Source organism: Bacillus sp. D48C (assembly GCF_053345735.1).
Map to the genome: position 1 here is coordinate 311,314 of NZ_JBKFAQ010000004.1, position 12,963 is coordinate 324,276.

8 protein-coding genes and 1 riboswitch are annotated in these 12,963 nt (G+C 37.0%); of the genes, 4 read left to right on the forward strand and 4 right to left on the reverse strand.

Annotated features, from left to right (window positions below):
• Positions 1 to 6: 6 nt before the first annotated feature.
• From ACLBXA_RS13455 to ACLBXA_RS13470, 4 genes are all read right to left on the reverse strand, one after another.
• Complete coding sequence (locus tag ACLBXA_RS13455; protein ID WP_447617248.1) at positions 7 to 705, reverse strand: amino acid ABC transporter permease; 699 nt, start codon at positions 703 to 705, stop codon at positions 7 to 9.
• A complete protein-coding gene (locus tag ACLBXA_RS13460; protein WP_000732844.1) occupies positions 692 to 1,489 on the reverse strand; it encodes an amino acid ABC transporter substrate-binding protein in 798 nt (265 codons plus the stop codon). The genes ACLBXA_RS13455 and ACLBXA_RS13460 overlap by 14 nt, the downstream gene beginning before the upstream one ends.
• Positions 1,490 to 1,783: 294 nt before the next feature.
• Positions 1,784 to 3,784 carry an ABC transporter ATP-binding protein gene (locus ACLBXA_RS13465; protein WP_447617249.1) on the reverse strand — a complete coding sequence of 667 codons (2,001 nt, stop codon included), beginning with the start codon at positions 3,782 to 3,784 and terminating at the stop codon, positions 1,784 to 1,786.
• Positions 3,781 to 5,541, reverse strand: coding sequence for an ABC transporter ATP-binding protein (locus tag ACLBXA_RS13470; protein ID WP_000953777.1), 1,761 nt, complete (start codon positions 5,539 to 5,541; stop codon positions 3,781 to 3,783). The genes ACLBXA_RS13465 and ACLBXA_RS13470 overlap by 4 nt, the downstream gene beginning before the upstream one ends.
• Positions 5,542 to 6,136: 595 nt before the next feature.
• On the opposite strand from ACLBXA_RS13470, the gene gapN reads away from it, so the two are divergent.
• From gapN to ACLBXA_RS13490, 4 genes are all read left to right on the forward strand, one after another.
• On the forward strand, positions 6,137 to 7,576 hold the full coding sequence (gapN, locus tag ACLBXA_RS13475) for an NADP-dependent glyceraldehyde-3-phosphate dehydrogenase (RefSeq protein WP_000213629.1): 1,440 nt from the start codon (positions 6,137 to 6,139) through the stop codon (positions 7,574 to 7,576).
• A gap of 177 nt (positions 7,577 to 7,753) precedes the next feature.
• Positions 7,754 to 7,935, forward strand: a riboswitch (Lysine riboswitch).
• A 147-nt stretch (positions 7,936 to 8,082) separates the two neighbouring features.
• Positions 8,083 to 9,507, forward strand: a complete 1,425-nt coding sequence (locus ACLBXA_RS13480) for an amino acid permease (RefSeq protein ID WP_001186317.1) — start codon at positions 8,083 to 8,085, stop codon at positions 9,505 to 9,507.
• A gap of 60 nt (positions 9,508 to 9,567) precedes the next feature.
• Positions 9,568 to 10,767, forward strand: coding sequence for an ABC transporter permease (locus ACLBXA_RS13485; RefSeq protein WP_000021391.1), 1,200 nt, complete (start codon positions 9,568 to 9,570; stop codon positions 10,765 to 10,767).
• A gap of 190 nt (positions 10,768 to 10,957) precedes the next feature.
• Positions 10,958 to 12,955 carry a catalase gene (locus ACLBXA_RS13490; RefSeq protein WP_001036526.1) on the forward strand — a complete coding sequence of 666 codons (1,998 nt, stop codon included), beginning with the start codon at positions 10,958 to 10,960 and terminating at the stop codon, positions 12,953 to 12,955.
• The last annotated feature ends 8 nt before the right edge of the window (positions 12,956 to 12,963 follow it).

Sequence of the window (12,963 nt, forward strand, 5' to 3'; positions counted from 1 at the left end):
AAAGGATTATTTTAATGTGTAGCGTTCTGAACGCTTCTCTAACATCTGTTGTACGATTGATAATAAGAAACAAATAACCCAATAAATAAGACCTGCTTCAAAATAAACAATTAAAAACTCGTAGTTCATCGCCGCAATCTCCTGCGCTTTTCGGAACATTTCTGTTACTAAAATTAATGATGCTAATGAAGTATCCTTCACTAAGCTAATAAATGTATTCGAAAGCGGTGGAATTGATACGCGCGTTGCTTGTGGTAAAATAACACGTTTTAATGCTTGTGGATATGTCATCCCAATTGTGTAAGCTGCTTCCCACTGCCCTTTCGGAATGGAAAGGATAGAAGCACGAATAATTTCAGATGCATATGCACCGACATTTAATGAAAATCCAACAACTGCTGCTGTATATGGCTCAACTTCAATATTAAGAGTTGGAAGACCATAGAAAATAATAAATAACTGTACAAGAAGTGGCGTTCCGCGAATGATAGATACATAGATACGAGCAATCCATTGTAAAATACGACTACCAGAAATACGTGCGAGCGCTGTTAACGTTGCCAGTATAATCCCGATAATAAATGTAATAAGCGTTAATGGAATTGTCGTAAAAACAGCTTCCTTCAGCATAGGCATGAAGGCAGACTGCATAATATCTATCCAAGTAGACAATCGATCTGAAACCAATGCACTACTTAGATACATTTTCACCGAACCATTTTTTCGTTATTTTGTCATACGTACCGTCTTTTTTCATATCTTCTAACGCTTTATCTACTTCTTGTACAAGCTTAGTGCTACCTTTACGGAATAAGAATCCACTTTCTGAAGCTTCTTTTTCAGTATCTACAATTTTAATTTTCGCATCTTTTTTCGTTTCTAAGTAGTTTAGTACTGATAACTTATCATTGATTGTGAAGTCAACGCGTCCTGAAGCTAATAATTCTGCTGCTTGGCTAAATCCTTCTACACCAATAATTTCCGCACCATTTTTCTTAGCGATATCTGCATAGTTACTCGTTAAAGATTGTGCTCCTTTTAGTCCTTTTACATCAGCAAATGTAGCAGGCTTATCTTTATCTTTTGCAATAACTAATGCCGCTGAAGATGAAACGTATGGCTTAGAGAAATCGTATTTCTTTTGACGATCTTCACGAATACCAACTTCGTTTGCAACCATATCGAAACGTTTTGCATCTAGGCCAGCCAGTAAGCTATCCCATTGTGTTTCTTTAAATACAGGTTTTACACCTAAACGTTTTGCAACTTCTTCTGCTAATTCAACATCAAATCCAGTTAATTTATTGCTTGAATCGTGGAACGTAAATGGTGGGTATGTACCTTCTGTACCAATTACAAGTTCACCGCTTTGTTTAATCTTTTGTAACGCGTCTTGACTAGCTGTATCTTTTTTCTCTTCTTTACCGCAGCCGGCTACAATCCCGATCGCTAATGTAGTTACTGCAAGCACTGAAAATAATTTCTTCATGATTGTAATCCTCCAAGTATTCTGATAGGAATTTAAAAACTATATTGATTGTATGCAATCTTGAACAATTTTTCAATGAAAATGTTCTTATTTAGTTTATCCTTTTTCTTCATAATCAAACAAAAGGGAAAAATAACGCCACATACAAAAAATAAGTAACATTTTTTAATATAGCATTTATAAAGAAAAAGGTAAAACAATACTTCTTATTTAACTGTCGTAATTCGCTAAAGAGTCGACATGTTCATCAATAAAAAAGAACTTGTGAAAATCACAAGTTCTCCTCCATACCTATTAAGCACTCTGATTGCCTTCCATTTGCGTTTTATACATATCATAATAACGCCCACGCTTTTTCATGAGTTCATCATGAGACCCTTTTTCCAAAATTGTTCCTCTATCGAGTACAATAATTTGATCCGCACTTTTAATCGTTGAAAGACGGTGAGCAATAATAAACGTCGTTCTTCCTTTTTTCACAACTTCCAGCGCTTGTTGAATCATCGCCTCTGTTTCTGTATCAATACTAGATGTTGCTTCATCTAAAATTAAGATAGCTGGATCAAAAGCGAGTGCTCTAGCAAACGAAATAAGCTGACGTTCTCCAGTGGAAAGCGTACTTCCCTTTTCTGTAATTTCTTCATTTATATTGTTTGCAAATCTTTCAGCACCAACATCACGTAGCGCCTTTACAATGCGCTCTTTTGAAATTTTTTCGTTTTCTAAGCTTACGTTGGAAGCGACCGTCCCGCTAAAAAGAAACGGGTCTTGCAGTACGATTCCCATATGCTCACGAGTTGCTTGTTTCGGCATTTCTCTTACATCATGACCATCAATCGTAAGCTTTCCTTTTTCAAACTCATAAAATTGAAAGAGTACATTCATGATAGAACTTTTTCCTGATCCAGTATGACCGACAAGTGCCACTGTCTCGCCTTGTTTCGCTTCAAAAGAAATATTTTTTAACACTTCATCTTTTCCATTATAAGAAAATGATACATTATCAAATTTTACATTTCCTTTTAAACGAGACATACGTTCTTCTTCTACCGCTTCTCCTTTTTCCTCTAACAATTCAAAGACACGTTCTGATGCAACGCGCGCTTGCTCTAAGTTTGCAAGCTGGTTCACCATATTCGTAATTGGCGAGAATAATCGTGTTAAATAATCGACGAACGCATACAGTACCCCAAGTGAAATAATACCTGTAGCACTTAATGACGCACCGCCGAAATACCAAATCACTCCTGTGAAAGCGATATTTCTTAATACAGCTACTAAGTTATGCGAAGTTGCTGCATTTAAATTTAAAATTTTATTTTGATACTTAAAATAATCGCCGTTTAATTCTTCAAATTCTTTTTTCGTTTCACGCTCTTGACGGAACGCTTGAATAATTGGCATCCCTTGAATGGATTCATTCACTGTTCCGTTAATATCGGATAAACGTGAACGCATTTTATGATTATATACAGACGCATATTTTCTATAAAGAATCGCCCAAACAATTAAAATTGGGATAATTAATAAACATAATGAAGCGAGCTTCACATCTAATAAAAATAGCGCAGCGAATATCCCAATAATATAAATGATACTAGAAACGAATGTTGCAAGTACAGTTACATATAAATCACGAATGGCCTCTGTATCATTCGTCACACGCGAAACAATTTTCCCTGCCGGTAAATGATCGAAATAACGAATCGGCAACGTTTGAATATGAGAAAACACATCTTCCCTCATAATTTGAATAATTTTGTTCGCTGCCTTCTGCAAGAAGAACTGCTTTCCGTATGCAAATAATGATACGACTACTAATAAAGCGAAATAGCCACCACCAAGTAATAATAGACGGTTTATTTCTGGTTTATAAAATGCAAACACTTCTTCTTTCGTTAATGCCTTCGCTTTATACACTTGCACCGCCTTACCATTTTGAACGGTAATCATATCACCTTTTACAGTACGTGACCCTTCAATACTCACTTTATTCGGTACAAAATAATATTGAAAACCGACTTGCATCACACGTACTTCTTTACCTTTTGTCTCGCCTTGTTCAAAGCGATCACTTCGCTTATATAAAGCGCCATTATATGAAACAGCTTCTTCACTCTTTTCTGTTTCATACCAAGGTTTCTCTATCCCGACGATATGATCATCAATCATCGTTTTAGCGACGAAAGGACCAGCAAGCTCTGCAATGACGAAAATAAATAACATTAGCATCGCTGCAAAAATCGTCCCCTTCACTTTCATCGCATATTGAAACAATCGTTTTGAAACGCTCATATTTTCACCCCACTATCCGCACTTTCACTTTCACCTTGTTGTCTTTCAAACTGCTCAGCATACCAGCCTCCGCTCTGGATAAGCTGAGCATGTGTACCTTCTTCCATTACTTGCCCCTCATCCATAACGAGAATCCAATCCGCATGTTGCACTGCAGATAAACGGTGCGTCGTAATAATCGTCGTCTTTCCGCTTCTTTCTGTTCTTATATTTTCAATGATCGCTGCTTCCGTACGAGCATCTACAGCTGATAAAGAATCGTCCAAAATTAAAATTTCTGGATTTTGAATAACAGCTCGCGCAATCGAGATCCTTTGTTTTTGCCCTCCTGATAAAGAAACACCTTTCTCTCCAACGAGCGTTTCTAATCCTTCTGGTAAAAACTCTAAGTCTTTTTTAAACGCAGCAATTTCAATTGCTTTCTCAAGTTCTTCTTCCGTCGCTTCCCTATTTCCGAATAAAATATTTTCTCTCGCTGTTTTTGAGAACAAAATATGTTCCTGAGGTACATACCCAATCCATCCGAGTACATTTTCATTTGTTATTTTATCTAATGTCACATCAGAGACCGCAATATCTCCATCTCCAAGCGGATATTGACGAAGAAGCTGACGTACAAGCGTCGTTTTCCCGCTTCCTGTTTTTCCGACAACCCCTAGCGTTTCTCCTTGCTTTAATGTGAAAGAAACCTTCTTTAAATTTTCTTCAGTTGATGAAGGGTATGAGAAAGACACATCATCAAACTGAATATAATCCGGATCTTGCACAAGCTTTGGATGTTTTGGATTCTTTACATCTGGCTCATACGCTAACGTTTCATTCACACGGTCAAGCGAAGCATTTCCTCTTTGCATAACATTGATTAATTCACCAATTGCAAACATCGGCCAAATCATCATCCCTAAATACACGTTAAAAGAAACGAGTTCACCAAGCGTCACCTTTGACTGGAACACAAGGTATGCACCGTACACTAAGCCGATTAAATAACTAAGACCGACAAGCATTTTCACAGTTGGTTGGAATAATGCATCAATTCTTGCTACCTTCATATTTTTTTCGTAGACGTCATCTCCTAAATGATGAAATCTTTCCTCGTCTGCATTCTCTTGTACGTATGCACGAATAACACGCACACCAGCAATCGATTCAAGTACTTTATCATTCATATCTCCGAACGCATCTTGCGCGACTGTAAATCTCTCATGCAATTTCTTTCCATATATGTTCATCGCATACGCCATAATCGGAAGCGGTATAAGCGCCGCAAATGTAAGCTCCCAACTAATTGTAAATCCCATCATAAAGACAATCGTAAGCATATATAAACTCGAATCCACGAGCGTTAATATACCGAAACCAGCTGTCATAGCAATTGCTTTTAAATCATTTGTCGCTCTCGCCATTAAATCACCCGTACGATTTTTATGATAAAACGTCGGTGTCATTTTAAGTAAGTGCCCCATAAATTTAGAGCGCATCGTTTTCTCCAGTACGAATGCTCCCCCAAACAGCTGGTGTTGCCAAACGAAAGTAAGACCATATCCAATTACCGTAACCCCTATTAAAATGAGAATAAATTGCATAATCTCCGCATTCGTTAACGTTCCTGTTTTTATATTATCTATCGTAACCCCTAACACTTTCGGGGGAATGACTTCAACTATATTTACAATTAAAAGAGCTCCAATAGCGATACTATATCTCTTCCAATGCTCTTTAAAAAACCATTTTAGCTTTAGTAATACTGATAACAATGTAACCTCTCCCTTCTCGTTCTCGTTTAACTCTCACTTCTTTATCCACTATCCAGACCCATCACATTTACATTTCGTAACCCATACAATCTCATCACATTTTTCCACCTTCCAAAATTTTCATCGTAACCATACAAGGAAAAATAAACAAAAAAAAGCATACCGCCGCTTGACGATATGCACAAAAATGCATAAAAAGCGTACGTTACGATATACGCAACGTACGCTTCTTATAAGACAGAGAATGCCTTATATATCCGCACGGGTTGCGTAATGATATGAATGTTTTCTGCCATTTAACAGAGCTAAGCCCATTACATTTACGATTACAATCATTACGCACACCCCTTTCATTTATTTTCCATTTATAATCTTACAACTTTATTGAGTATTCTGTCAATTTTTTTTTACAAACTGAATAAAAATATACGCTACATCATTTTGAAATAAGAGAATATTCCGTAAGAAAGGGCATACAAAATAAAAAAAGAATAAGAAATCGTTTTCACAAACATTTCATTTGAAAAATGTTATCAAACCCCCTACAATCACCTTATACTCACTCTTACAAGTTGCTATTTTAGGAGGACTAATCATGACAACTAGCAATACGTACAAATTTTATTTAAACGGAGAATGGAGAGAAAGCTCTTCAGGAGAAACAATCGAAATTCCATCTCCATACTTACACGAAGTAATTGGACAAGTACAAGCAATTACTCGCGGAGAAGTAGATGAAGCAATTGCATCTGCAAAAGAAGCTCAAAAATCATGGGCTGAAGCTTCCCTACAAGATCGCGCAAAATACTTATATAAATGGGCTGATGAGCTCGTAAATATGCAGGATGAAATTGCCGATATCATTATGAAAGAAGTCGGTAAAGGCTATAAAGATGCGAAGAAAGAAGTTGTTCGTACAGCTGACTTCATTCGTTACACGATCGAAGAAGCTTTACATATGCACGGAGAAAGCATGATGGGCGATAGCTTCCCTGGCGGAACGAAATCTAAACTTGCGATTATCCAACGCGCACCACTTGGTGTTGTATTAGCAATCGCACCATTTAACTACCCAGTAAACTTATCTGCTGCAAAACTTGCACCAGCATTAATTATGGGTAACGCTGTTATTTTCAAACCAGCAACTCAAGGTGCAATTAGTGGTATTAAAATGGTGGAAGCACTTCACAAAGCTGGCCTTCCAAAAGGTCTTGTAAACGTAGCTACAGGACGCGGTTCTGTAATTGGTGACTACTTAGTAGAACACGAAGGCATCAATATGGTATCGTTCACAGGTGGTACAAACACAGGTAAACATTTAGCGAAAAAAGCTTCAATGATTCCACTTGTATTAGAACTTGGTGGTAAAGATCCTGGTATCGTTCGTGAAGATGCTGACTTACAAGATGCTGCAAACCATATCGTAAGCGGTGCATTCTCTTACTCTGGTCAACGTTGTACAGCTATTAAACGTGTACTTGTACACGAAAACGTAGCGGACGAGCTTGTTGACTTAGTAAAAGCACAAGTAGCTGAACTATCAGTTGGATCTCCAGAACAAGACAGCACAATCGTTCCATTAATCGACGACAAGTCTGCTGACTTCGTTCAAGGTTTAGTTGACGACGCTGTAGAAAAAGGTGCTACAATCGTTATCGGTAACAAACGTGAGCGTAACTTAATTTACCCAACATTAATCGATCACGTAACAGAAGAGATGAAAGTTGCTTGGGAAGAGCCATTCGGCCCAATCCTTCCAATCATCCGTGTTTCTTCAGATGAACAAGCAATTGAAATTGCTAACAAATCAGAGTTCGGTCTGCAAGCAAGTGTCTTCACTAAAGACATTAACAAAGCATTTGCAATTGCTAACAAAATCGAAACTGGTTCTGTACAAATTAACGGACGCACAGAGCGCGGCCCTGACCACTTCCCATTCATTGGTGTAAAAGGTTCAGGTATGGGCGCACAAGGTATTCGTAAGAGCCTTGAGTCTATGACACGTGAAAAAGTAACAGTATTAAACTTAGTTTAATTTTATATGTAGAAGCTGATCTAGTTTAGATCGGCTTCTTTTTATATCAAATAATTATTCATTCCTAATCACAAACTCTTCTCTATAATCTGATTATTACTATATCCATTGACGTATAAAAATTCATTTGTTACTCTTAAAGACGTTAATTTAATATTTAAATCCTCATTCGTATCTCGGTGAGGTAGAGGTTGCAATCATTAAGAGTATCATTTCAGGAGATGTAGTGGCATTGATGAAGGAATGAGAAAGGAATGGTTGCCGAAGTAAGTCGTGTCCACCATGCACGCTTGCTGGGTCTGCATTTAATAAGTGCAGAACTGTCACAAACGTTTCGTTTGTGGAGAGCTATCGAGAGATATGTCGTGGGTTTCTTATAAGATAGAAAGCATGTAGCGGCAGATTACGTGCTTTTTTTGTTTTGTTTGGGACTTCTCTTCCTGACTCAGGAAGACATACATATCTCCTCGCTTGACTTGGTTATACTAACTTTGGAGGTATTTTCTATGCAACAAAAAAAATGGGGCTTTTGGGTACTAACAGCTTTCGTTGTCGGTAACATGGTTGGCGCTGGTATTTTCATGGTGCCAAGTACGTTGGCACAAACAGCAAGCCCACTCGGTGTCACTTTAGCTTGGTTAACTACAGGATTTGGTGTTTTAATGCTAGCTCTTGTTTTCGGTAATTTAGCAATTCGTCGTCCTGATTTAACGACAGGGCCACAAAGTCATGCATATGCTTTATTCTCAACACCAAAAAAGAAAAAAATGGCTGGCTTCAGTATGGTATGGGGATATTGGGTTGCAAACTGGGCAAGTAACGTTGCCATCATTACATCATTTGCGGGATATTTATCGCTCTTCTTCCCAATTATGAAAGATACGCGACTACTATTTTCAATCGGTTCTTTTAACGTAGAAGTCGGAAAACTAATTACATTTACGATTTGTTCCATCTTACTTTGGGGAACTCATATTATATTAACAAATGGTGTAAGCGGAGCTGGAAAGCTAAACTTCTTAGCAACAACAACGAAAGTAACTGGATTCCTTTTATTCATCGTCGTTACGTTATTTGCATTCGAAGCTTCTAAGTTTGGACAATGGTACACGCCGATGATTGATAAATCAGGTGTATCACACGGTCTTCTTTCACAAGTAAATTTAGCTGCTCTTACAACGCTTTGGGCGTTTATCGGAATTGAATCAGCCGTTCTTTTATCAAACCGTGCTGTTTCTCCAAAAACGGTAAAACGTGCAACAGTTGCGGGATTACTTATTACAGTTGCGATTTACTTAGGAATTACAATTTTAACAATGGGTGTACTTCATGTTGATAAATTACAAGCTTCGGAACGTCCATTAGCAGATGCACTAAACGCTGCAATGGGTCATGGCGGCGGGAAACTTATGGCATTACTTGCTCTTACTTCCCTGTTCGGTTCTATCTTAGGCTGGATTTTATTAAGCTCAGAAGTACCTTATCAAGCAGCAAAAGAAGGTTTCTTCCCTTCCTTCTTCACGAAAACAAATAAAAAAGGAAGTCCAATTTACTCATTACGATTAACAAACATTATGTCGCAAGTATTCCTATTCTCAACATTATCAGGAACTATTGCGGAAGCTTATACATTCGTTATTACCGTATCAACACTGGCCTACCTCATTCCATATCTCGTTTCACCAATCTTCCAGTTAAAACTAGTCGCAACTGGTGAAACATATAAAAATGAAATGCGGGCAAGAATTACAGATGGTATAGTCGCAGTGATCGCACTTTGCTACGCACTATGGGTTATTAAAACCGGCGCATCCGATATAAAAACGTTCCTTCTCGGAATTGGTTTATTCGTAATTGGATTTGCTTTCTATCCATTAATGAATCGTGATCAGAAAAAAAATAACGAAAAGAAAAACGGGCAAGTTGCATAACGCAATTTGCTCGTTTTTTCTTTTGTAAAACATATATAATAGAACAAAGAGGTGAAAAACATGTCAATCGAATCGCTATGGAGCAGTCGCTTCCAACAACATATTCAAAATATCATTACATACTTTGCACGTATGATTAACGGTTTACTATATAGCTTTATCTTTATTTCATGCGTTGGCGCATACTACTATGCTCAGTTTCTAAAAACATCTCCTTCTAAAGGAATATCTTTACTACTCATCACGATTGTACTTACATTCATTATAACGAGATCCCCTATCCGTACATTTATTCAAAAACCTGATGCTGTCTATTTGCTTGCATTAGAAGAGAAATTAACATCCTATTTCAAAAAATCTCTTCTATACAATTACATCATTCAGCTTTTTCCATTATTATTTACGTTCCTTATTCTCGTACCACTTGCTATGCAATCATTGCAATTAACTGTACCTTTTTTATGTACAATCTTTATCGCGTTAATGATTACGAAAGCTTGGAACATGTACATACATTGGATGTGGCGTGATAGTCACGAAAAAAATATATGGCTGATCATTCGTATTACTTGTAACGCCCTAATCATTTACATGCTGTTTTATTCCGCAAATGTTCTCATATTGGGCGGACTACTCTTACTACTTGCTTTCCTAATTCTATATACGAAAAAACAGCCTACAAAGCGAATACCGTGGGATTACATAATCGAGCAAGAAGAAAAAATGAACGTTCGTTTTTATCAATTTGCTAGCATCTTCACCGATGTTCCGCAACTAAATAAGCAAGTAAATAAAAGAAAATGGCTTACAACTTGGATTGAACCTTTATTACATAAAAAACGAGCAACTTTCTTCTACTTACATACACTAGCATTTTTACGTGGAAATGATTATTTCGGTATATATATTCGCTTAGGATTGATCGGTGCTTTCGCCTTATATTTTATACCAAACATATACGTAAAAGGTGCTATCGCTTATATCGTTCTATATATGATCTCTATGCAGCTTCGTTCACTGTGGAAATATTTTTCGGGAAATATTATTGTAGCATTATATCCAATCCATACTGAAGAAAGAATGAAACAATTTCTTAGCTTAATCTTTATATTGCTAAGTATTCAACTCATTGTATTTTCGAGTGTTATACTCATTGCTACAGGACAAATTTTACATAGCCTTATCATTATGATTATCGGGTTACTCTGGATCAAATTTATTATTGTACCAAAAACGAAGCAACGCGTTTCTTCGTTTTAACGAAAAGAAATATCTTAAAAGCCAAGGAGAAAATAAATTATCCTTGGCTTTTTTATTTTGCTTCCTCAAACAAGAATCACTGAAACAACCGATATTTTATGATTTTTACATACAAAAACGATAATACATGTTTACATACTAATAAAAAGGGTATCTATTAAATTAACAGAGTAAAGGAGGGGCCTATATTGTGAATAAAAAAACGGAACAATTGAAGCATCACGTTACTGACAATCAATGCAAACATGCTTTAACAACAAATCAAGGGTTAAAAATAGCTGAAGATGAATTTTCTTTAAAGATGGGCTTAAGAGGCCCAACCTTAATGGAGGATTTCCACTTTCGCGAGAAAATGACTCATTTTGATCACGAACGAATTCCCGAAAGGATTGTTCATGCACGCGGGGTTGGCGCTCATGGTTATTTTCAGCTTTATGAATCTTTAGAAACATATACGAAAGCAGATTTTCTTACTAATCCTTCAAAGAAAACACCTGTATTTGTACGGTTCTCAACCGTTCAAGGTTCTAAAGGATCCAACGACACAGTAAGAGATGTACGCGGATTCGCCACAAAATTTTATACAGATGAAGGAAACTATGATTTAGTGGGTAATAATATGCCAGTATTCTTTATCCAAGATGCTATTAAATTTCCTGATTTTGTCCATGCAGTTAAACCAGAACCACATAATGATATTCCTCAAGGAGCTAGCGCTCACGATACCTTTTGGGACTTTGTTGCGCATAATCCTGAGTCCACTCATATGGTCATGTGGCAAATGAGCGACCGAGCTATTCCGCGTAGTTTACGAATGATGGAAGGTTTTGGAGTTCACACATTTCGACTCATTAACGCAGAAGGAAAAGCCCATTTCGTAAAGTTTCACTGGAAACCTACCCTCGGGGTTCATTCATTAGTATGGGATGAAGCTCAAAAGATTGCTGGGAAAAATCCTGATTTTCATCGTCAAGATTTATACGAAGCAATTGAAAAAGGAGATTATCCTGAATGGGAACTTGGATTACAGTTAATTCCAGAAGAAGATGAACATAAATTTGATTTTGATATTTTAGATCCAACGAAATTATGGCCAGAAGAAAAAGTTCCCGTAAAATTAGTTGGTAAAATGACATTGAACAAAAATGTTGATAACTTCTTTGCTGAAACAGAGCAGGTAGCTTTTCACCCTGGTCATGTCGTACCAGGTATTGATTTTTCAAATGACCCTCTTCTGCAAGGAAGATTATTCTCCTATACAGATACACAATTATCTCGTTTAGGGGGCCCTAATTTCCATCAAATCCCTATCAATCAGCCCGTATGTCCTTTTCATAATAATCAACGTGATGGTATGCATCAAATGCAGATTCATCGCGGTCAAACAAGCTATCATCCTAATGGATTAAATAACAATCAACCTGCAACCGTCCAAGCCGAACAAGGAGGATATGAACATTATCAAGAAAAGATTGATGGGCATAAAATTAGAGGTCGCAGTAAAAGCTTTCTTAACTTTTATTCTCAGGCTAAACTTTTCTACAATAGTATGAGCCCTATTGAAAAGCAGCACATAAAAGAAGCTTTTTGCTTTGAAGTTGGGAAGTGTAAATCAGACATGGTGAAGGCAAATGTAATTGCTCTCTTAAACCACGTCGATCGTCAATTAGCACAAGAAGTCGCTAACATTATTGGAGCTCCTTTACCTAAGGAAAATCACGAAGTAAATTCAGATGCAAAATCACCTGCACTAAGTATGTCCAATACTATTTTTAAATCTGATTCCAAAAATGTTGCAATTCTATTAAATGGTGACCCAAGCGTCTCACTTCTGTCCGAATGGATTCAAGCTTTTGTACAACACCGAATTAACTATAGCATCATAGATAATAAAATTTATCAGTTCAATGATTCCATTAAAGTAACTGATACTTATACAACAACAGACTCCTCCCTTTTTGATGCAGTATTAGTGTTTAGTAGTGAGTCTGTCATTCACCCCCCTGTTTTAGAATTTGCAGAAACTACTTTTAAACATTTTAAACCGATAGCTCATGTTCTTAGTAATCCTCATGCTTTGGACCATAGTAAGATTAAACTGGATGGAGCAGGAGTTTACAACTTAACAAACACTTCAATTGAGTCATTTATAGAAGGCATTGCCCAAGGACGATTCTGGAACCGATAATATAATGT

Bases quoted from the DNA above. Each gene is read 5' to 3' on its own strand.
- gapN (WP_000213629.1), top strand. From the start codon at position 6,137: ATGACAACTAGCAATACGTACAAATTTTATTTAAACGGAGAATGGAGA.
- ACLBXA_RS13465 (WP_447617249.1), bottom strand. From the start codon at position 3,784: ATGAGCGTTTCAAAACGATTGTTTCAATATGCGATGAAAGTGAAGGGG.
- ACLBXA_RS13485 (WP_000021391.1), top strand. From the start codon at position 9,568: ATGTCAATCGAATCGCTATGGAGCAGTCGCTTCCAACAACATATTCAA.
- ACLBXA_RS13460 (WP_000732844.1), bottom strand. From the start codon at position 1,489: ATGAAGAAATTATTTTCAGTGCTTGCAGTAACTACATTAGCGATCGGG.
- ACLBXA_RS13455 (WP_447617248.1), bottom strand. From the start codon at position 705: ATGTATCTAAGTAGTGCATTGGTTTCAGATCGATTGTCTACTTGGATA.
- ACLBXA_RS13480 (WP_001186317.1), top strand. From the start codon at position 8,083: ATGCAACAAAAAAAATGGGGCTTTTGGGTACTAACAGCTTTCGTTGTC.